The sequence below is a fragment of the Umezawaea sp. genome, from assembly GCF_057122925.1.
Map to the genome: position 1 here is coordinate 1 of NZ_DBNGPQ010000024.1, position 21,698 is coordinate 21,698.

Consider the following 21,698-nt stretch of genomic DNA (forward strand, 5'->3'; position numbering starts at 1 on the left):
GTCGCGCCACGACTGGATGTCGCGCCACGACTGGATGTCGCGCCACGACTGGATGTCGCGCCACCACTGGGTGCCGCGCCACCACTGGGTGCCGCGCCACCACCGGATGTCGCGCCACCACTGGGTGCCGCGCCACCACTGGGTGCCGCGCCACAACTGGATGTCGCACCACCACTGGATGTCGCACCACGCCGGGTGCCGCACCACCGGGCGATGTCGTGCACACGACGTGATTCGTTGCCAAAACCACTGTCCGCGAGGGGAAGCGCATGGCTTCGCACAACCGCGTGATCTCGTTCCTCGTCATGCTGGCCACGGCACTCGGCCTGGTCGCCGCCCCGGCCGCGCACGCCACACCGCGGGCGCCAATCGCGCAGGTGACGTGTGAGAAGCCGTTCTCCCTGGGCGACGAACGACTCGGACCGAGGGACCTGCCGCCGCCGTCCCACGTGGTCGGCCAGTTGCTGATCGGGTACAAGCGGTTCGGCGACGAGCCGAACCACCAGAAGTTCCTCAAGACGTACTGGAGCGGCGAGGGCTGGAAGTACCCGGAGAACGACGGTTTCGCCGGCGAGCCGACGGCCGTGCTGCTCAAGCCTGGCGAGTTCGTGGACCGCTTCGGCGGGCAGTCCGGCAGGTTCCTGGCGCCGACGGGAACGCCGTTCGCGCAGCGTTCCATACCGCCCCAGAGCCTCAACACCTGCGAGTACGAGGCGGGCGTCCGGATGCCGTTCGGCTACTACCGCTACCAGGTGGAGAAGGAGTTCGAGGTGCTCGGCGGGCCCGCGGCGAAGTGGTTCGGACAGTCAGGTGGGGGGACGCAGTACAAGGTCGTGTCGCCGAACCCGCCGGAGCGCCGCAACGTCGCCTGGCTGGTCCAGAACAGCTACCTCAGCGTCGTCGGGTGACCGAGGCCGCCGTGGACCGGGTCGCGCTGGCCGAGGCACTGGACCGCGCGGGCGTTCCGCGCGCGATGTACGAGATCGAGGGGGTGCGCGAATTCGGCGCAGTGCCGCCCACGGACTTCTACTTCCTGCGCGAGCGCGCCGGTCGGTGGCAGGTAGGCGTGTACGAACGCGGCGAGTACGACCCGTTCGAGGACTACGACACCGAAAGCGAGGCAACCGAAGCCTTCCACCATCGACTGATCGCGACCTAGCCGTTGTGACCGATGAGGTTGCGGAAGGCGTGTCGAGTGGAACGAGCGAGGACCTCTGGGCGAAGTGGATGTGCCTGACGCACCCGATCCGCACAGAGGTCCTCGCCCGCACGGTATCGCCCGCACCACCGTCCACGCCCGCGGACTCGTCGTCACCCGCCACGCGGCAGGCTGGGCTTCCGCCCGCATCGCCGAACAACTCGGCATCTCCCGCATCGCCGAACAACTCGGCATCTCCCGCACCACCGTGCACAAATGGCTCACCCGCCACCGCCACGAAGGCGACGCCGGACTGCTCGACCGCACCTCACGTCCGCACCACAGCCCCCGACACACCACACCCGAGGTCGAGCAGCGCATCCCGACCACCCGCCGGCCGATACGTGGAGGCCCACCACACCTGGCCGGTCTGCTCGGCCTGCCCGCCTCCAGCCTCGGTCGGGCCCTACGCCGCCACGCCGTGCCCGCCCTGGCCGTCACGGACCCGATCACCGGCACACCGCTACGCCGCCGCCACACCGACATCCGCTGTGAACGCCCCCACCCGGCGACCTGCTGCACATCGACGTCAGGAAAGTGGGCCGGATACCCGCCGGCGGCGGCTGGCGCGTGCACAGCCGCAGGGAAGCGGTGCGTGGCCGGGGCCTCGGCTACGACCACCCGCACGTCGCGGTGGACGACCGGCCCCGCCTGGCCTACGTCGATGCCCTGCCCGACGAACAGAACGTGACCCGCGCGGGTTTCCCCTCCCGCGCTGTGCGGTGGTCTCACGACCGGCACGTGCGGGTGCCGCGGATTCCTGACCGACAACGCCGAGGTCTACCGCGTCGGCACGAACTGACGGGCGGTCCGCGTCGCGTTGGGCATCCGCCGCCGGTTCACCAAACCCGGCTGCCCGTGGACCAACGGCAAGGCCGAACGGTTCAACCGCACCCTGCACACCGCGTTCGCCGCACACCGCGTTCGCCCACACCCGTGCCCGGGCCGGCAACACCGACCTCCTGCCCGCCCTGCCCGCCTGGAGCCACGACCACAACACCCGACGAGCCCACAGCGCCCTCGGTGGCCGACCACCGATCAGCCGCATGGTCGCCTCTCAACTGGCACGTGTCGAGCCGCTGCTCCCGGTCGTCCACCACGACCCTCGTCACCCCGGTCGTCCTCGTCCGGACGACCGCACAGCGTTGCGCGGCATCCTGTTCGTGCCGCGACACGGCCATTCAGCGGGCATTCCTGCCCAGGAGCGGGGCTTCGGTTCCGGCATGACCTGTTGGCGACGGCCGCGGGACTGGAACGACGCCGGGGTGTGGCAACGCCTGCACGAACACCTGCTCGCCGCACTGAACGCCGCACATCACCCGCCTCCCGCGAGCGGCCACCGCCGCCGCGGGAGGTGCTTGGGACACAGGCCCACATCCGAGACGTGAGCCTGGCTTTAGACTGGCGGTGCGCAGGCATGTGCGAGCCCATCCCCAGACCTGACGGCAAAGGGAAAACATGACGATCGACCAGAACAAGACTTCCGTCAAAAAACTGGTCGAAGGCCTAGGAACGAACGGCAGTCCGGACGCCTTTGACCTTCTTCACGAGGACGCGGTGTGGACCGTCATGACTGACGCCGCCACTTTCCCGGTATCCGGTGACATGTCAAAGTCCGCGTTCATCGAGCACATGAAGAGGTTCCACGACTCGCTTCCCAGCGGTATCGGCATGTCGGTGACCAGTGTGATCGCAGATGAAGCCAACGCGTCGGTGGAGGCGACGTCGAGCGCGCTCCTCGCCAACGGGAAGAGCCTCAACCAGGTGTATCATTTCGCATTCGAATTGGTGGACGGCAAGATTGTCGCGGCACGCGAGTACATCGATACGGCCCGTGCCCTCTCCGCGTTTTCCGGGTGAGCGATCTGTTCGCGAGCCGGCGACCGCGACGGCCCCGCACCGAGGGGACGGCCTGGATCAGAGCCAATGACTGGGTGACGTCGTTGCGGTAGCCGCCGGTCGGCGACACCACCAGCGGAATGCCGTGCGCCTCGGTGATCAGGTGGTGCTTCGAGCCGGATCGGGCGCGGTCGACCTGGCTCGGTCCGGTTGTGGGCCGACCTCCATGGCCCGCAGGTACGAGCCGTCGATCACCGCCCTCGACCAGTTCAGTGCGCTGGCGCCGTTCAACTCGGCGAGCAGGCGTTGTCACACCCCGGCCTCGTTCCAGTTCGGTAGCCGTCGCCAACAGGTCATGCCGGAACCGAAGCCCCGCTCCTGGGGCGGGAACTCCCGCTGAATGGCCGTGTCGCGGCACGAACAGGATGCCGCACACCGCGGTGCGGTCATCCGGACGAGGACCTGCCGGTCGATCGTCGGTGGCCGTCCACCCGTGGAGCCCTGGCGGATTCAACTGGTTGTCGCAACACCTCGATGACGGAGGTGTTGGATGGGATGGCCGAGGAAGCAGGTGCCGCAGGCGCCGAACGGGGCTCGACGTCAGCGGGCTGCGGATCGGGCGGTGCGGGCGCCGATGCGCTCACCCGGGCGGCCTTGTCGTCGGAGTAGCCGTGGAGGCGCTCCTTGGTGACGCCCGCGCGCGTCGCGATGCGCTCGACGGTGGTGCCGCGCGGCCAGTGCCCGCCAACGCCGCCTCACCCAGTCGTCGCTCGGGCTGTCCACGTCTCGCGCCACGGCCCCAGGATGCCGGAAGGCCAACGCCGACGGTGACGTGGAGCGTCCACTGTCGTCGCCGGTGGTACCCACGCTCGCGTTGGCGACGATCGGAACGGGGGAACCATGAGCGGCACCGCATCCGACCGGACCGCTCTCCTCGTCGGGGCGTCGCGCGGGCTCGGACCCGCGATGGCCGTCGAGAACGTGGCTCACGGTGGGCGGGTGGCCGTCACCGACCGGACGAGGGTTGCGCGACCTCTGGGAGCGACAAAACGGCAGTGTCGGCAGAACGGCCACTCGGACTAGTTCGGGCGGCCGTTCGGCCTGTCCGGTCGTGTCCGATCCACCGCCATACGTGAGAAGTCTTCACAAGGGTGTGGACGGGGCTGGCATTTGTGCGTACGGTGGCCGCTGAGTGACCGTACCGGGCAGTAGGAATGTTCTGGATCCGGAGCGGCAACTCGTTTCTCGCATGTGTCGCAAAGGTGAACTAGCTCAACTGAAGAATGCTGATTTCCTTTCTCGTCCAACCCTGCATGGTTGAGGAGGAGACCCAGTGAATGCCCTGTCCGAACGTGACCTCGTGCTCGGTGCGAGTCCGTTCGCCGAGCCGAACGCAGCCCTGGTGATCGCTGTCGGGCGGGCCGGTGGGCTGGGCGTGCTCGACCTCGGCCGCGACGCGTCCACGGCGAGCGCCGCGCTGGACCTGGTGGTCCGGCGGTTGCGGCGGCCCTTCGGCGTCCGGTTGGTCGAGCCGTGTCCCGTGCCGCTGCCCGCGCTGGTCGACACCGTTGTCGTGGATCTGAAAACCTTTGTGCCACAACGGGTTGATCTGGGTGAACGGCGTGTGCTGGCGGAGGTCACCTCGGTGGCCGAGGCTCGTGCCGCCGTCGAGTTCGGTGTGGATGGTGTGATCGCCAAGGGCTGCGAGTCCGGCGGACGGGTCGGTGGGTCGACCACGTTCGTCCTCCTCCAGCAGGTGCTCGCGGAGATCGACTCGCCGGTGTGGGCGGCCGGTGGGATCGGGCCGGACACCGCCGCCGCGGCGGTCGCGGGCGGTGCCGCCGGAGTGGTGCTGGACGGTCAGCTCGCTCTCGTCGCCGAGGTCGCCGAACGGCTTTCCGGAGAACTCGCCAGTGCCCTCGCCGCGATGGACGGCAGTGAAACCGCCGTTGTCGCAGGTCGGCGTGTACTCGTGCGCAGAGGATTGGCCGACAATGCGGTGGCTATCGGTCAGGACGGCGCTTTCGCGGAATCATTGCGGCACTCGTACGCGACCGCGGGTGGTGTTGTCGTGGGTATTCGCACCGCCATTCGGGGTAATCTCGCGCTGGCCGTCGAACACCCGTCGCTGCGGGAGAACGGGCCGCTGTGCCTGCGGGTTCCCGGCCTCCGGTACCCGGTGGCGCAGGGCCCGATGACGAGGGTGAGCGACCAGCCCGCGTTCGCCGAGGCGGTGGCCGAGGGCGGCGGTCTGCCGTTCCTCGCGCTCGCGCTGATGGACGGCGCGCAGACCGGGACCCTGCTCGACGAGACCGCGCTGCGGCTCGGCGACCGGCCGTGGGGCGTCGGCATCCTCGGGTTCGCCGACCCCGAGCTGCGCGCGGCGCAGCTCGCCGCCGTGCACCGGGTGAAGCCGCGCTGCGCGGTGGTCGCGGGCGGCACCCCGGCGCAGGCCAGGGAGCTGGAGGCGGCGGGGATCGAGGCGTTCCTGCACGTCCCGTCGCCCGCCCTGCTGAGCCGGTTCCTCGACGAGGGCGCCCGCAGGTTCGTGTTCGAGGGCTGGGAGTGCGGCGGCCACACCGGTCCCCGGTCGAGCTTCACGCTGTGGCAGCAGCAGATCGACGTGCTGCGGGCGCGCGAGTCGGTGCTCGGCGAGGTGAGCGTGCTGTTCGCGGGCGGCGTCCACGACGAGCGGTCGGCGGCGATGGTGTCCGCGCTGAGCGCGCCGCTGGCCGCGCGCGGGGCGGCCGTCGGTGTGCTGATGGGCACGGCGTACCTGTTCACCGAGGAGGCGGTGCGGCACGGCGCGATCCTGCCCGCCTTCCAGCAGGTCGCCGTGGAGTGCGCGGAGACCGCGCTGCTGGAGACCTCGCCGGGGCACAGCACCCGCTGCGCCAGGACGTCCTACGTGGACGCCTTCGAGCAGGAGCGCGAGCGGCTCGCCGAGCTGCCCCGGCAGGAGAAGTGGCAACGGCTGGAACGGCTGAACCTCGGCCGCCTGCGGATCGCCAGCCGCGGTCTGGTGCGCACCGAGTCCGGTCTGGTCGACGTGGACGCCGACGAGCAGCGGCGGTCGGGCATGTTCATGATCGGGCAGGTCGCCACGCTGCGCGCGCACCGCACCGACATCGCCACCCTGCACCGCCAGGTGACCTCCGGGGACCTGCTGGCCGACCGCTGCGCCGACTTCGCCGAGCCGGACGCGTCCCCCGCCGAGCCGCTCGACATCGCGATCGTCGGGATGGCCACGATCCTGCCCGGCGCGGAGGACGTCGCCGAGTACTGGTCGGCCGTGCTGGCCGGCACCGACGCGATCACCGACGTGCCGCCGGACCGCTGGGACCCCGACCGCCACGGCAGCCCGTACCGCCGGGGCGGTTTCCTGCCCCGCGTCGCGTTCGACCCGCTGGCCTACGGCATCCCGCCGACCTCCCTGACGTCCATCGAGCCCGCCCAGCTCCTCGCGCTGGAGGTGTCGGCGCGGGCGTTGGCCGACGCGGGGTACCGGACCCGCGTGTTCGACCGCGAGCGCACCTCGGTGATCTTCGGTGCCGAGGCGGGCGCCGACCTGGCCAACGCCTACACCGTGCGCTCCTCGTTGCCCGCGCTCTACGACGGCGCACCGCCCGCCGAACTCGACGAGTACCTTCCGACGCTGACCGAGGACTCCTTCCCCGGCGTGCTGGGCAACGTGATCGCCGGTCGCGTCGCCAACCGGCTCGACCTCGGCGGCGCCAACTACACGGTGGACGCCGCGTGCGCGTCCAGCCTCGCCGCGCTCGACGTGGCCTGCAAGGAGCTCGTCGGCGGCACCAGCGACATGGTCCTGTGCGGCGCGGTCGACCTGCACAACAGCGCGCACGACTACCGGATGTTCGCCTCGGTGCACGCGCTCTCGGCCACCGGCCGGTGCGCCACGTTCGACTCGTCCGCCGACGGCATCGCGCTGGGCGAGGGCGTCGCGTGCGTCGTGCTCAAGCGGCTGGCCGACGCGGAACGCGACGGCGACCGGGTCTACGCGGTGGTCAAGGGCATCGGCGCGTCCAGCGACGGCCGGTCGCTCGGCCTGACCGCACCGCGCGCCGAGGGACAGCGCCGTGCCCTGCGCCGGGCCTACCGGTCGGCCGGGGTGCCGGTGACCTCGGTCGGCCTGGTCGAGGCGCACGGCACCGGGACGGTCGTCGGCGACCGGACCGAACTCGCCGCGCTCACCGAGCTGTTCACCGAGGCAGGGGCCCCGGCGGGCAGCTGCACGATCGGCTCGGTGAAGTCGCAGATCGGGCACACCAAGTGCGCGGCGGGCCTGGCGGGCGTGATCAAGGCGGCACGGGCCGTGCACACCGGGGTGCGTCCCGGCACGCTGCACGTCACCGAACCCAACCGGTACTGGGACGCGGACACCAGCCCGTTCTCCTTCGGCAGGCGCACCTGGGCCGCGCCGCCCGCCGAGCGCACCGCCGGGGTCAGCGCCTTCGGGTTCGGCGGCACCAACTTCCACACCGTGCTGTCCGGCTACGACGGCGCGGACGAGCCCGCGCACGGCGTGCAGGTCTGGCCCGCCGAGCTGTTCGTGTTCCGCGGCCGGGACAGGGCCGCCGCGCAACGGGTGGCGGCCGAGGTGGCCCGGCTGGCCGCCGACCCGCGGACCCCGCTGCGCGACCTCGCCGCCGCGGCGGCCGCCGCGGCGCCGGGACAGCCGGTGCACGCGACGGCGGTGGTGGAGGACCGGGCCTCGCTCGCGGCGGCACTGGCCGACGTCCAGGCCTGGCGGGCCTCCGCCGCCGTTCGCCTGCGCTCGGAGGTCGGACCGCCGCCGAAGGTGGCCTTCCTGCACCCGGGGCAGGGCAGCCAACGGCCGGGCATGCTGCTCGACCTGTTCACCGCGTTCCCCCGGCTCCAGGCGACGCTGCGGCTCTCCGGCGGGCGGTACGAGGACGTGGTGTTCCCGCCCGCCGCGCTCACCCCCGCCGACGCCGAGCGGCAGCGCGCGGCCGTCACGGACACGCGGGTCGCCCAGCCCGCGCTGGGCATCGCCGGTCTCGCGCTCACCGAACTGCTCGGCACGCTCGGCGTCCGCCCGGACCTGGTGGGCGGCCACAGCTACGGCGAACTGGTCGCGCTCGCCTCCGCCGGGGTGCTCGACCCGCAGCAGCTCCTCGACCTCAGCGCGGCGCGCGCCGAGGCGATCACCGACGCGGTGGGGGAGGAGCCCGGCACGATGGCCGCGGTGTCGGCCGCGCTGGAGCAGGTCGAACCGCTGCTGCGCGGTCCGGTCGTGGTGGCCAACCACAACTCGACCCGCCAGGTGGTGATCGCCGGTCCGACCGGGGCCGTGCACGCGGCGATGGCCGACCTGTCCGCCGCGGGCCTGTCCGCGCGCGCGATCCCGGTCGCCGCCGCGTTCCACAGCCCGCTGATGGAGCCCGCGCGGCAGCGGTTCGCCGACGTGCTGGCCGCGCAGGAGTTCGCGGCACCGCGCATCCCCGTCTGGTCCACCGTGGACGGTCAGCCCCATGGGGCGGGGACGGTGAAGGAGAACCTGGCCGCGCAGCTCGCCGGGCGCGTCCGGTTCGTCGACCTGGTCGAGTCCATGTACGCCGCGGGAGCCAGGGTCTTCGTCGAGGCCGGACCCGGCGGCGTGCTCACCGGGTTCGTCCGGCAGGTCCTCGGCGACCGGCCGTTCGTCGCCGTGCGGTGCGACGCGGCCGGTCAGCACGGTGTCCGCACGCTGCTGCACGCCCTGGCGGAGCTGGCCGCCGCCGGGGTGCCGATCGACCCCGCACCGCTGTTCACCGGTCGGGCCGAGGCCGCGGTGGCGGTCCGACCGAAGCCGACCTGGTTCGTCGATGGAGGACTCGTGCGCGACAGCAACGGCCACGCGCTGCCGGGTGGACTGCGACCGGCCGGTGAGGCGCCGCGGCTGTCCGCGGTGACCGGACCGGCGATCAGCCGCGACGCCGTGGTCAAGGAGTTCCTGGACGGCATGCGCGAGGCGGTGTCCGCGCAGCGCGACGTGCTGCTGACCTACCTCGCTCCCGGCGGCGCCGTGCCCGCGCCGCAGGCACCGGTGGCCGTCCGTCCGGAGACCGGCAGGCCGGAGATCGCCGCCGCCCCCGAGCCGGTGGCGGCCGACACCCCGGCGAAGGACCTGGACATCGGCCAGGTCGTGCTGCGGACCATCAGCGCCCGCACCGGGTACCCGCCGGAGATGCTCGATCCGGGGCTGGACCTGGAGGCCGACCTGTCCATCGACTCGATCAAGCGCACCGAGATCATCGGTGAGCTGGCGGCCACGCTCGGCCTGACCGGCACCTCGGTCGACGACCTGGCGCGGATCAAGACCATCGAGGGCATCGTCGGCTGGTTCGGCGCCACCCCGGCGGCACCGCCGGCACCGGCGGCACCGTCCGGGCGGCCGGTGCGGCTGCTGCCGGAGGTCGTGCCCTGCGGCCGGGTCGAGCCGCCCGCCACGCTCGCCGGTCGCACGGTGCTGGTCGTCGACGACAACGGCGTCGGCCTGGAGCTGGCCGACCTGGTCGAACGGCACGGCGGCACACCGCGCACCGTGCCCGCGTTCCCCGACGACGTGTCCGGCGTGGACGTCGTGGTGCGGCTGGGCGCCCGGCTCCCGGAGGCCTACGAGGAGGTGCGGACGTGCCTGGTCGGCGGCGTCGGCGTCCTCGTGGTCACCGCGGCGGGCGGCGCGTTCGGCTTCGGCGAGTCCCCGGCCGAGCCACCACCCGGTCTCGCGGGCGCCGACCCGCTGCCGCCGGACATCGGTCTGCACGGCCTGGTCCGGACCGCCGCCCTGGAGTACCCGGACCTCCTCGTCCGGGCGGTGGACGTCAACCCGAAGGAGAGCCACCGGGTCATCGCCACCGCGCTGCTCGCCGAACTGTCCACGAAGGACGGTCCATCGGTGGTCGGGCACCTCGGTGGACGGCGGCACGCCGTGGAGCTGCGGCCGGTCGAGCTGGCGGGCGACCCCGCCGGACCCGGCCTGGACGCGGACGGCGTCGTGCTGCTCACCGGTGGTGCCAGGGGCATCACCGCGCTCACCGCCATCGCGCTCGCCGAGGCCACGGGCTGCCACATCGAGCTGATCGGCCGGACGCCCGCGCCGTCCCGGTCGGAGGACCCGCTCACCGCGACCGCGCCGGACGAGGCCGGTGTGCGGCGCGCGCTGGTCGAGAGCGGCGTGCGGGACCGCGACACCGTCGCCGCCCGAGCGCGCCAGGTGCTCGCCGAACGCGAGGTCCGGCAGACACTGGACCGCCTGCGCTCCACCGCGTCCTCGGTGCGCTACCACCAGTGCGACGTGCGGGACGCCGACGCCGTCCGCGCGGTGCTGGCCGACGTCACCGCGCGCCTCGGCCGCGTCGACGGGGTCGTGCACGGTGCCGGGGTGCTCGACGACCGGCTGATCGCCGACAAGACCGCGGAGTCGTTCGCGCGGGTCTACGACACGAAGGTCTCCGGAGCCCGGTCGCTCGCCGTGAACCTGCCGGACGACCTGTCGTTCCTGGTGCTGTTCGGCAGCGTCAGCGGTGTGCACGGCAACCGCGGCCAGGCGGACTACGCGGCGGCCAACGACGCGCTCGACCGGATGGCGCGGTTCTGGTCGGCGCAGACCGCGGCCCGCGTGGTCAGCGTCGACTGGGGGCCGTGGGCGGGCGCGGGCATGGTGTCGCCCGAGCTGGCCCAGGAGTACGCGCGCCGCGGCGTGCCGCTGATCGACCCCGGCCAGGGCGTCGCGGCCCTGCTGGGGGAACTCGCCCTCGGCCGCCGCGAGGACGTCCAGGTGGTCTACCGGTGCGAGGAGGGGTGAGCACCGACATCGCGATCGTCGGGCTCGGCGCGCTGTTCCCCGGCGCAGCCGACGCGCCGGCGTTCTGGCGCAACGTCGTCGGCTCGGTCGACGCGCTGACCACCATCCCGCCCGCCCGGTGGGACCCGGCGACCTACTACCGGCCGGACTCCGTGGCGAGCGACCGCTTCTACTGCCGTCGCGGCGGTTTCCTCGACGACCTGGCGACGTTCGACGCGGCCGGGTTCGGCATCATGCCGTCCACCGTGGGCGGCGCCGAGCCGGACCAGCTGCTCGCGCTGAGCACCGCGGCCGAGGCCATCGCGGACGCGGGCGGCGAGTCCGCGCTGCCGGACCGGGCCAGGACCGGCGTGGTGGTCGGGCGCGGCGGCTACCTCACGCCCGGCTGCGCCCGCCTCGACCAGCGCGTGCGGCTCGCCGACCAGGTGGTGTCGGTGGTCCGGGACCTGTTCCCCGGATTGGCCGAGTCGTCGCTGCACGGCGTCCGGGAGGCGGTCCGCGACCGGCTCGGTCCCGACCAGCCGGAGGCGTCCATCGGGCTGGTGCCGAACCTGGCGGCGTCCCGGATCGCGAACCGGTTCGACCTGCGCGGCCCGGCGTACACGGTGGACGCCGCGTGCGCGTCCGGACTGGTGGCCGTCGAGCAGGCGGTGCGCGAGCTGGCCTCGGGGCGCTGCGACGCGATGATCGCGGGTGCCGTGCACGTCTGCCACCACCCGACGCTGTGGAGCGTCTTCACGCAGCTGCGCGCGTTGAGCCCGACCGAGCGGATCCGGCCGTTCGACCGGTCCGCGGACGGCACGCTGCTGTCCGAGGGCGTCGGCATGGTCGTGCTGAAGCGGTGGGCGGACGCCCAGGAGGCGGGCGACCGCGTCTACGCGGTGATCCGCGGTGTCGGGACGGCCAGCGACGGCCGGGCCACCAGCCTGATGACGCCGAACCCGGACGGGCAGCTGCTGGCCGTGCGCCGGGCGTGGGACGACGCCGGGCTCGACCCCCGCGCGGACGGCGCGATCGGGCTGATCGAGGCCCACGGCACCGCCACCCCCGCCGGGGACGCCGCCGAGCTGGCCACGATGATCGGCGCGTTCGGCTCGGGCGGCAGCCCGATCGGCCTCGGCACGGTGAAGTCGATGATCGGCCACGCCATGCCCGCGGCCGGGATGGCGGGCCTGATCAAGGCCGCGCTGTCGGTGTACCACGCGACCCTGCCGCCGACGCTCGGCATCGACGAGCCGCACCCCGCCCTGGACGGCACCCGGTTCGAACCGCTGCGGGCGACCCGCGAGTGGGACTCGCCGGGTCCGCGCCGCGCGGTGGTCAACGCCTTCGGCTTCGGCGGCATCAACGCGCACGTCGTGCTGGAGGAACCGCGGCGCGCCACCGCGGTCCGGGCGCGACCCCGCACGCCGGTGCTGATGTTCGCCGCGGACACCGTGCGGGACCTCGAACACGACCTGGAGAACGGCCGGAACTCGACCGCGGACCGCGGCTGCCGACTGGCCGTCTGGAACCCCGACGCCCGCAAGCTCGCCCTCGCGAGGAAGGTCGTCGCACGGGGCCGCGCGTGGACCGGACGGCACGACATCTGGTTCGCCCCGAAGCCGGTGGTCTCCGCCCCGGACCAGGTCGCGTTCCTGTTCCCCGGATTCGAGCAGCGCGGCACCGGGGAACGGACGGGCGCCGACTCGGTGGTGGACCACGCCCTCGCGCTGATGCGGTCGGGCCGCCGCACCGCCCGCGAGCTGACCGCCCTCGGCATCGTGCCGGGGGCACTCGCCGGGCACAGCATGGGGGAGTGGACCGCGATGGTCGTCGCGGGGATCTACCCGACGATCGACGAGTTCGTCGACGCGCTCCGGCCCGGCACGATCGCGGTGGCCGACGTCGGCTACGCCGCGCTGGGCTGCTCGGCGCAGGTCGCCCTGGCCGCGCTGGACGACAGCGGCACGACCGAGGTCACCGTCAGCCACGACAACTGCCCGCACCAGTCGGTCATCTGCGGCCCGACCGACCAGCTCGCCGCCGCGGTGGAGCACCTGGGCGCACGCGGGGTCATGGCCCAGGTCATGCCGTTCCGCACCGGGTTCCACTCCCCGGCGCTCGCACCACACCTGGAGGCCGCCCGCGCCACCGTCGACGCCCTGCCCGTGCACGCGCCGAGCGTGCCGGTGTGGTCGGCGACCTCGCTGGCCCCGATGCCCGCCGACGCCGCGGCGATCCGCGACCTGGTGCTGCGGCACCTGGTCGAGCCCGTCCGCTTCCGGCCGCTGATCGACCGGATGCACGACGCGGGCGTGCGCGCGTTCGTCCAGGTAGGACCCGGCACGCTGACCGGCTTCGTCGAGGACACGCTCGGCGACCGCGAGCACCTGGCGGTCACCGCCGACACCGCCGACCGCGCGGCGGCGGCGCTGTGGGCGTTCGGGTGGAAGCAGGGGACCACCCGCGCCGGGGTGCGGCTGCCGCTCGGCGTGCCCGCCATCCGGCTGGACGCCCTTCCCGACCAGCTCCGGGTCCCGGCGGTCGACCCGGCGTCGCCGGTGGCCGCGTCGGTCACCGCGCTGCTGGCGCACACCAACGACGTGGCCCGGCAGGTCGCCGACGCGCTGGCCCCGGCCCGCCCCCGCGAGGTGGTGTTCCGCCGCGAGTTCTCCCTGCGCACCATGCCGGAACTCGTGGACCACTCGGTGTTCCCGCAGGCCGACGACTGGCCGGACCTGTCCGACGGGTTCCCGATCGTGCCCGCCACCGGCCTGCTGGAGGTGTTCGCCGACGCCGCGCGGCGCGTGGCGGACGGCACCGTGACCGGGTTCGAGGCGGTGCGGGCGAAGCGCTGGCTGTGCGTCCTGCCCGCCACCGACGCCGTGATCACCGCGAGGGTCGTCGACCCGAGCAGGGTGCACGTCCGGGTCGGCGACTTCGCCGAGGGCGTGGTCCGGGTGGGCCGCTACGCCGAAGCACGGGATCCGGTGACCACCGCGCTGGAGGGCGTGCGCCCCGCGCCGGTCAGCGCCGAGCAGCTCTACCGGGACGGCTGGATGTTCCACGGTCCCCGGTTCGCCGGTGTCGCGGAGATCGAGTCGTTGGCCGACAACGGGATCACCGGCACGCTGACGCCGCTGCCCGCGCCGGGAGCGCTGCTGGACAGCGCGGGCCAGCTCATCGGCCACTGGATGCAGGTGTGCCGCGACGTCGACCAGACCGTGCTGCCGACGGGCATCGGGGCCGTCGAGTTCCACGGCCCCCCGCCGACCGGCCCGGTCCGGTGCACGGCGTGGATCCGCGAGGTCACCGCGACCGAGATGCGAGCCGACGCGGAGCTGTGGTCCGACGGCGCGCCGTGGTGCCGGATCACCGGCTGGACCACGCGGCGCTTCACCACCGACGACCGCGTCTGGCGGGTCAAGCTCCGCCCCGGCACGGAAACGCTGGCGCGGCCGGAGGACGGCGGCTGGGTCACCGTCGCGGAGAACTGGCAGGACAGCGCGACCCGCGACCTGATCATGCGCCGCTACCTGTGCGCGGCCGAGCGCGAGCACTACCAGCGGCTGGACGTCCGCGCCCAGCGCCGGTGGCTGCTGCGGGTCATCGCGCTGAAGGACGCGGCCCGCCACTGGCTGTGGCACCGGGGTGTCGGCGCGATCCACCCCGCCGAGCTGACCGTCACCGCCGACGACCGGGTGCGCGGGGCCTTCGCGGTCCCGCCCGTCGTGGTGGCCGACGCGGTGGACCCGAACCGGCCGTCGAGCGCCGGTCGCGCGGCGGCGGTCGTCGGGGACGGCTCACTGGAGATCACCGAGTCCGGCGTGGTCACGTGGACGCCGAACCGAGGAGGAGGACGAGATGGCTGACGCCGTGCTGGACCAGCTGGTGAAGGTGATCGAGGACGTCGTGGGTCCCGACGTCCTGCTGGGGATCGAGGTCGACCGCGACACCACGTTCAGCGACGACCTCGGGCTGGAGAGCATCGAGTTCGTGGCGCTGGCCGACCGGCTCCGCGGGCACTACGGAGACCGGGTCGACCTGGTCGGGTTCCTGGCGGACATGGACATCGACGAGATCATGGCCATGTCCGTCGGCAGGCTCGTCGACCACATCGAGGCGAGCGTCGGGCTGGCCACCGGCCGTGGCTGACGTCCTGGCGCGCGGGACGCGCTTCCACGTCCAGCGGCTGGGTCCGACGACCGGTCCGACCGTGGTGTTCGTCCACGGCCTGGTCATGGACAACCTGTCCAGCTTCTACTACACGCTGGCCGCGCCACTGGCCGCGAAGGGCGTCGGCACGATCCTGTTCGACCTGCGCGGCCACGGGATGTCGGCCCGCCCGGACTCCGGCTACACCCCGCTGGACGGTGCGCGCGACCTCGTGGCCATCCTCGACGAGCTGGGTGTGCACGAGCCGGTCCACCTGCTGGGCAACAGCTACGGCGGGGTCGTCGCGATGCGCGCCGCCCTGCTCGCGCCGCACCGGGTGGCGGGCGTCGTGCTGGTGGAGGCGGCCTGCGGCGGCGCGGCGGGTGAACTCTGGTTCGAGGACATGGTGAACACGCTCAGCGTGGCCGCGCTCGGCCTGGAGTTCGACCGGACCCAGGAGCAGCTCACCGCGCTGGGGCAGCGCAAGATATCCCGGCTCGCGGGCAACGCGGGCGCGCTGCTCAACGGCACGACCCTGATCGACGACATCGGTTCTGGCCCACCACTGTCCGAAGAGGACCTGCGCGCCGTCTCCTGCCCGGTGCTCGGCGTGTTCGGCGCGGAGTCCGAGCTGATCGGCGCCGCCGCGGAACTCGCCGCGCACATCCCGGACTGCACGCTGCACGTCATCGCGGGCCTGGGCCACACGGTGCTGCGCGAAGCCACCGACGACCTGCTGGCCACCGTGCTCGACTGGCTGCCCGGATGAGCCGCTACCTGTTCGTCGTGCCGCCGCTGGTCGGTCACGTCAACCCCACCGTCGCGGTCGGCGGCGAGCTGGCGGACCGGGGGCACGAGGTCGCCTGGGTCGGTCACCCCGCGACGCTGCGGACGTTGCTGCCTGAAGGGGCGCTCGTCCTGCCCGCGCTGGACGACGAGCTGGAGCGGCGGATCCAGGACGCCCGCCGGCGGTGGCTGCGGCTGCGCGGCATGGCGGTGGTGAAGTTCTTCTGGGAGGACTTCGTGATCCCGCTCGCCCGCGCCATGGTGCCGGGTGTCGAGTCGGCGGTCCGCGGGTTCGCGCCGGACGTGCTCGTGGCCGACCAGCAGGCGCTGGCCGGGCCGCTGGTCGCCCACCGCACCGCGACGCCGTGGGTCACCTCGGCCAGCACGCCCGCCGAGCTGCTCCGCCCGCTCAAGTCCCTGCCCAAGGTGGAGGCGTGGGTCGACGCCCAGATCGAGGACCTGGTGCGCGAGTTCGTCGGGCGGCCCACCCCCGACATCCGCTTCTCCGAACGCCTGGTGCTCGTCTTCACCTCCTCCGCCCTGGTGGGTGACGGGTTTCCCGACCACTACGCGTTCACCGGACCGGCGCTGAGCCACCGGCCCGACCGCACCGACTTCCCGTGGGACTGGCTGGCGGACGGGCAGCGGCGGGTCCTGGTGTCGCTCGGCACCCTCAACGGCGCGGCGGGGCAGCGGTTCTTCGGCGAGGTCGCCGAGGCCGTCGCGGACCTGCGCGGCGTGCAGGTGGTGGTCGTCGGACCGCCGGACGCCCTGGCCGGGGCACCGGACCACGTGCTGCTCGCGGAACGGGTGCCGCAGCTGGAGCTGATGCCGCACCTGGACGCCGTGGTGTCGCACGGCGGCCACAACACGGTGTGCGAGGCGCTGGCGCACGGCCTGCCGCTGGTGGTCGCGCCGATCCGCGACGACCAGCCGCTGATCGCCGACCAGGTCGTGTCGGCGGGAGCCGGGATCCGGCTCACCTACGCCAGGGTGCGCGCGCCGGAGATCCGCGGCGCGCTGGAGGAGGTGCTGGACCGGCCCGGCTACGCCGAGGCGGCCCGGCGGGTGCAGCAGTCGTTCCAGGCAGCGGGCGGAGCGTCGACCGCGGCCGATCATCTGGAGGCGGTGGTGGCGTGATCCCGGTGACCCTCACGGCGTTGGTGGTGGTGTTCGTCGTCCTGGACGCGCTGCGGCTGCGCTCGCGGGCGGCGAGCCTGCGGGTGCTCGCGCGGGGTGGTGCGTCGAGCGAGCACGTGGAGTTCACGGCGGTCGGCGTCGACCTCCCCGCCGACGTCGGGCACGCCGACGACCTCGACCTGGTCGACCTGGTCCCGCCGGACCTGCCGGTGGTGGCCGCGCTGGACCTGCTCGGCGCGGTCGACCCCAAGACCTACCGGGCCGACCGGTGGACGCGCGGGATCAGCGCGTCCCAGGCGGTCCGCTGCCGTCGTGACGCCGTCGACGGCACGCTCGACGTCAGCGACCCGACGGAGTTCGTGGCGTTCGCCCGCCGGGTCAAGGACCACGAGGGCGCCGCCGTCGACCTGGCCGTCGCACCGGGCCTGGTGGCGGGCCCGTACGACCTGACGACGCGGGCCGCTCGCCTGCGGCAGCTCGGCAAGAGGCCCGCGCTGTGGGTGGCCGGGTCGGTGATCGGCTACCTCGCGGTCGTGGGCGCCGTGCTCCTGACGCCGTGGGGACTGGTGGCGGTCGTCGCCTACTGCGCCCACCCGGTGCTGGTCTTCGCCGGAACACCGCTGCGCCCCGTGGACCTCGTGGTCGCCGCGCTGCTCCGACCGGTGCGCACGCCCTACCTGTGGGCACGCACCCCTGGCAGCCGCTGGCGTTCCACCCAGGAGCGGGAGCGCGACGAGTACGTGAGGGCCGCCGCCCCGGACTACCAGGCGGAGATCGCGCTCGGGGTGGAGCGGTTCCTCGAACCCCGCCGCGACACCTGCCCGTCCTGCGGCTCGGCCTCGCACGTGGAGTGGGTGCGCGGCAAGGACCTGGTGCAGCTCAAACCCGGCGAGTTCACCATGGACCGCTGCGTCGACTGCGGCCACGTCTGGCAGAACCCGCGGCTCACCGAGGCCGGTCTGGACTTCTACTACCGCGACTTCTACGACGGGTCCGGGGCGGGCGCGGCCGACGCGGTGTTCTCCGGCAAGGCCGAGCCCTACCACGACCGGGCCCGCATGGTGCGGCCGTTCACGACGCCCCGGCGCTGGCTGGACGTCGGGTCCGGACACGCCCACTTCTGCCGCGGCGCCAAGGAGATCCTGCCGGAGACCCGCTTCGACGGCCTGGACCAGGGCGCCGCGATCGAGGACGCGGCCCGGCTCGGCTGGATCGACACCGCGTACCGGGGCAACTTCAAGGACTTCGCGGGAGAGCTGCGCGACCGGTACGACGTGATCAGCATGCACCACTACCTGGAGCACACCCGCGACCCGTGGGACGAGCTGGACCTCGCCGCGGACCTGCTGCCCGACGGCGGCTACCTGCTGATCGAGCTGCCCGACCCGGAGTGGCGCCTGGGCAGGCTGTTCGGCCGCTACTGGATGCCGTGGTTCCAGCCGCAGCACCAGCACATGATGCCGATCGCCAACCTGAGGCGGGCACTGGTCGACCGCGGCCTCACCCCCGTCGCCGAGGAACGCGGGGAAGCCCACTCCAGCACCGACTTCGTGGTGTCGGGCTTCCTGCTCCTCGCCTCGCTCGCACCCCGGTCGCCGTCGCCGTGGCGACCCCGGAAGGCCCGGTTCGCCGCCGTGCGCGGCGCGGCGGTGTGGACCGCGGGCATCCCGCTGCTGCTCGTCGCCGGGCTGCTGGACCGGACCGTCAACCGGACCCTGTCCCGTCGCACCGACCGCGGCAACGCCTACCGCGTCCTGGCCCGCAAGGAACAGCCGTGACCGACATCGCCGACCGCCCCGAGGTGGCACCGGAACTCAGGCTGGTCCCGCACACCTTCCGGCAGGTGTTCGGCCGCCCGGCCGAGGGCGTCTGGTACGCGCCGGGAACGGTGACCCTGATGGCGGGGCACCCCCGGTCGCTCGCGGTCTGCGCCCGCTGGGGCGCGATCGTGGCGGGGGAGCGGCGGGACGACGGCGTGCTGGAACTGGCGTCGATCAACCGCCCGGCCGAGCCGGTCCCGCCGCGGGCGGCGGACGCCGTGCCGCCGTGGGCGGAACCGATCGCCGCGGTGGCCGAGAAGATCGGCGTCGGCGGTGGCGCCACCCTGCTGTGCAGCGTGGACCTGCCGCGCGGCTCCGGGCTGGCCGCGGCGACCGCGCTGGCGTGCGCGGCGGCGTTGGCGCTGCGGGACCTGCACCGGCCGGACCTGTCCACCGAGGACCTGATCGGGCTGGTGGCCGGTTCGGAGGCCGCGTTCCTCGGTCGGGCGGGCCGGGCGGTCGGTCACGACGGCGTGGTGGTGCCGTTCGACCTGGCGGCGGCGGGGCGGCGGCTGCTGGTGGTCGACACCCGGATCCGCCGCGGTCCTCCGCACCCGCTGGCGCACGCCACCGGCCTGGACGGCGACCTCGGTCGGGCGTTGACGGGGTACCACCGGGCGCGGCACCGCGACCCGGAGCAGGACGCCGTGGTCGAGGCGGCGCTGGCCGCGGGAGCGCACGGTGCCAGCGCGCTCGTGGACGAACCCGGCCGCCCCGTCGTGGTCCTGGCGGACGCGTCCGCGGTGCGCCCGATCCGGGCCGCGATCACCGCCGCGTGCTCGCTCGCACCGCGGTACGTCACCGTGCTGCCCACGGGAGGCGCCTACCGGGTGGGGTAGGCCCGCAGCGTTCCCGCGGAGCGGTGGAAGTCCTCCACGAGCGGGTTGTCGTCGCGGGAACGGGTCGCGGCGACGACCCGGCAGGGCTCGATCCCCTCGACGGCGACGGTGACGACGTCGTCCCGCGCGGTCAGGCGCCGGTCGTTCGCCGCCACGAGGGCGACGGCCCGCCCGTCGGCGACGACGTCCAGCTTGTCCTCGACGGTGTCGGCCACCAGCGGGGCCAGGGTGGCGGCGCGGTGGTCCGGGCGCGGTTCGAGCCGCCAGAAGTCGATCCACGGCGAGGGCGCTCCGGAGCAGGCGACCACGGGCTCGTCGGCGAAGTCGTCCGGGGTGACGGTGTCCTTGCCCGCCAGGCGGTGGGAGGCGGGCAGGACCAGCACCCGCGGCTCGTCGTAGAGGACGGTGAGGGTCAGGTCGTCGGTGGGGATCGGGAGGGGCGTGCGGGTGACCAGCGCGTCGACCCGGCCCTCGGGCAGGGCGCGGGTGTCCTGCCAGCCCAGGCGGCGGGTGCGGACGTGCGCGTCGGGGAGGCGGCGGCGCAGGTCCCTGACCACGGGGGTGATGACGAGGTCCTCGACGTGGCCGATGGTGATCGCGCGGGGCGACGCGGCGTCGCGCGCGGCGTCCACCGCCAGGGTGGCGTGGTGCAGCAGGGTCTGCGCGCGGGGGAGGAACGCCTCGCCCGCGGCGGTGAGCCTGCTGCCCTGGGTCGTGCGCTCCAGCAGGCGCACGCCGAGGGTGTTCTCCAGCCGCTGGATCTGGCGGCTCAGCGACGGCTGGGCGATGTGCAGGGCCGCCGCGGCACGGGCGTAGTTGAGGTGCTCCGCGACGGCGGTGAAGTAGCGGACCAGCCTCAGGTCCAGGTCGTGCGGAGGACGTGGCGCGGTGGGCTGGACCTCGCCGCCGGACATGATCTCAGCCTACCCGTGATGTCGCTGCCGCATGACGGGGTGCGGAACGGGTCTTGGACGGCAGCGGCGCGGCGCGGTTGGCTCAGGACCGTGTCCATCGACCACCGCTCGCGGACCGCTCCGCCCACCGGGGCGAGTTCCGGCACCGGCGCCGCCTTCGCCACGGCCCCGGCCCCGTTCGCCGACGCGGATCCGGAGCCCCCGGCCCCGGAGATCGCCGTCGGCGTCGCGGCACCGGTCCAGCTCACCGCGGCGTTCGCGGCGCGGGCGCGCCGTGGTGGTGGAGCGCGTGTTCGACCCGGACCGACGGACTTCCTCGTCAGCACTCGCATCGACCGAACTCCCACGGACGGACAACTCCCATGACCATCGTTCTCGTGCACGGCGTCCCCGTCACCTCCGCGGTGTGGACGCCGCTGCTCACCGAGTTGGCCGAGTCGGGTCACGATGACGTGGCCCTCCTCTCCCCTCCCGGCTTCGGCGCCCCGCTGCCCCCGGATTTCGGTGCCACGATCGACGACTACCGGAACTGGCTCGTCGAGGAGCTGTCCCGGTTCGACGCACCCGTGGACCTCGTCGGCCAGTCCATGGGAGGCGGTCACGTCCTGGAGGTCGCGATGACCCGCCCGGACCTGGTGCGCAGTTGGGTCAGCGACGTCATCGGCGGCTTCGAGCCGGACTACTCCTGGCACCCGGTGGCGCGGACCTGGCAAACGCCGGGCGAGGGAGAGCGGTCCCTCGAGGAGCTGTTCGCCGGGGACACCGCCGACCGGGCCGCGCGCATGGTCGACTGGGGGATCCCCGAGCCCGTGGCGGGCGAGGTGGCTCTCGCGCAGGGCCCGGACATGGCGAGGGCCATCCTCGCGCTGTACCGGTCCGCGGCACCACCGACGCTGAGCGAACGCGGCCGCGACCTCCCCTCTGCCGCCGCTCGGCCCGGTCTGGTCTCGATCCCGACCGAGGACCTCACCGTCGGCAGTGTGGCCAGTCGCCATCGCGCCGCCGACCGTGCGGGCGCTCGCGCCGTGGAACTCGACGGAATCGGTCACTGGTGGATGCTGGAAGACCCCGTCCGGGCGGCACGGGTGCTGGCCGAGTTCTGGAGCGGACTGCAGCGGGGGTTCCCGGCGCCGATCGACGACCACGGACGCGACCCCCGGTGATCACGGAGGCGCCCGTGTTTCGTCGCCCGGCGGA

General features: G+C 73.5%; 15 protein-coding genes and 1 pseudogene. 14 read left to right on the forward strand and 2 right to left on the reverse strand.

The window, feature by feature from the left end; genetic code table 11:
• Positions 1-207, reverse strand: a 207-nt coding sequence (locus tag AC156L_RS03600; protein WP_330882977.1) for a hypothetical protein, incomplete at its 3' end; no start/stop codon positions are given.
• 62 nt (positions 208-269) lie between these two features.
• Between AC156L_RS03600 and AC156L_RS03605 the strand changes: the two genes are divergently transcribed.
• The 13 genes and pseudogenes from AC156L_RS03605 to AC156L_RS03665 all read left to right on the forward strand — a co-directional run bounded on the left by AC156L_RS03605 (position 270) and on the right by AC156L_RS03665 (position 19,587).
• Positions 270-908: a TNT domain-containing protein gene (locus AC156L_RS03605; protein ID WP_330882975.1), complete on the forward strand. Its 639-nt coding sequence runs from the start codon at positions 270-272 to the stop codon at positions 906-908.
• The gene (locus AC156L_RS03610) at positions 905-1,159 is read left to right on the forward strand and encodes a hypothetical protein (protein ID WP_330882973.1); all 255 of its coding nucleotides are present in this window, start codon (positions 905-907) and stop codon (positions 1,157-1,159) included. The genes AC156L_RS03605 and AC156L_RS03610 overlap by 4 nt, the downstream gene beginning before the upstream one ends.
• A gap of 70 nt (positions 1,160-1,229) precedes the next feature.
• Positions 1,230-1,889, forward strand: a complete 660-nt coding sequence (locus tag AC156L_RS03615) for a leucine zipper domain-containing protein (RefSeq protein WP_484406592.1) — start codon at positions 1,230-1,232, stop codon at positions 1,887-1,889.
• A gap of 129 nt (positions 1,890-2,018) precedes the next feature.
• A pseudogene (locus AC156L_RS03620) lies at positions 2,019-2,102 on the forward strand (integrase core domain-containing protein); the annotation flags it as partial.
• Between the two features lie 142 nt (positions 2,103-2,244).
• Entirely contained in the window at positions 2,245-2,586 is a 342-nt protein-coding gene (locus AC156L_RS03625; protein ID WP_414720115.1) for a transposase, read from the forward strand.
• A 70-nt stretch (positions 2,587-2,656) separates the two neighbouring features.
• Positions 2,657-3,058, forward strand: a complete 402-nt coding sequence (locus AC156L_RS03630; RefSeq protein WP_330882971.1) for a nuclear transport factor 2 family protein — start codon at positions 2,657-2,659, stop codon at positions 3,056-3,058.
• Between the two features lie 1,312 nt (positions 3,059-4,370).
• On the forward strand, positions 4,371-10,865 hold the full coding sequence (locus tag AC156L_RS03635) for an SDR family NAD(P)-dependent oxidoreductase (RefSeq protein WP_330882969.1): 6,495 nt from the start codon (positions 4,371-4,373) through the stop codon (positions 10,863-10,865).
• Positions 10,862-14,719, forward strand: a complete 3,858-nt coding sequence (locus AC156L_RS03640) for a beta-ketoacyl synthase N-terminal-like domain-containing protein (protein WP_330882967.1) — start codon at positions 10,862-10,864, stop codon at positions 14,717-14,719. The genes AC156L_RS03635 and AC156L_RS03640 overlap by 4 nt, the downstream gene beginning before the upstream one ends.
• The gene (locus AC156L_RS03645) at positions 14,712-15,002 is read left to right on the forward strand and encodes an acyl carrier protein (protein WP_330882965.1); all 291 of its coding nucleotides are present in this window, start codon (positions 14,712-14,714) and stop codon (positions 15,000-15,002) included. The genes AC156L_RS03640 and AC156L_RS03645 overlap by 8 nt, the downstream gene beginning before the upstream one ends.
• Positions 14,995-15,771, forward strand: a complete 777-nt coding sequence (locus AC156L_RS03650; RefSeq protein WP_330882963.1) for an alpha/beta fold hydrolase — start codon at positions 14,995-14,997, stop codon at positions 15,769-15,771. Before AC156L_RS03645 ends, AC156L_RS03650 begins: the two co-directional genes overlap by 8 nt.
• A complete protein-coding gene (locus AC156L_RS03655; protein WP_330882961.1) occupies positions 15,768-16,928 on the forward strand; it encodes a glycosyltransferase in 1,161 nt (386 codons plus the stop codon). Before AC156L_RS03650 ends, AC156L_RS03655 begins: the two co-directional genes overlap by 4 nt.
• Positions 16,925-18,706 (forward strand): class I SAM-dependent methyltransferase, encoded by a 1,782-nt coding sequence (locus tag AC156L_RS03660; RefSeq protein WP_330882959.1) that lies wholly within the window; start codon positions 16,925-16,927, stop codon positions 18,704-18,706. The genes AC156L_RS03655 and AC156L_RS03660 overlap by 4 nt, the downstream gene beginning before the upstream one ends.
• The gene (locus AC156L_RS03665; RefSeq protein ID WP_330882957.1) at positions 18,703-19,587 is read left to right on the forward strand and encodes a GHMP family kinase ATP-binding protein; all 885 of its coding nucleotides are present in this window, start codon (positions 18,703-18,705) and stop codon (positions 19,585-19,587) included. The genes AC156L_RS03660 and AC156L_RS03665 overlap by 4 nt, the downstream gene beginning before the upstream one ends.
• On the opposite strand, the gene AC156L_RS03670 is transcribed toward AC156L_RS03665, so the two are convergent.
• The gene (locus AC156L_RS03670) at positions 19,572-20,501 is read right to left on the reverse strand and encodes a LysR family transcriptional regulator (RefSeq protein ID WP_330882955.1); all 930 of its coding nucleotides are present in this window, start codon (positions 20,499-20,501) and stop codon (positions 19,572-19,574) included. The genes AC156L_RS03665 and AC156L_RS03670 overlap by 16 nt on opposite strands.
• Positions 20,502-20,863: 362 nt before the next feature.
• On the opposite strand from AC156L_RS03670, the gene AC156L_RS03675 reads away from it, so the two are divergent.
• Positions 20,864-21,664: an alpha/beta fold hydrolase gene (locus AC156L_RS03675; RefSeq protein ID WP_484406587.1), complete on the forward strand. Its 801-nt coding sequence runs from the start codon at positions 20,864-20,866 to the stop codon at positions 21,662-21,664.
• Positions 21,665-21,698: the final 34 nt, after the last annotated feature.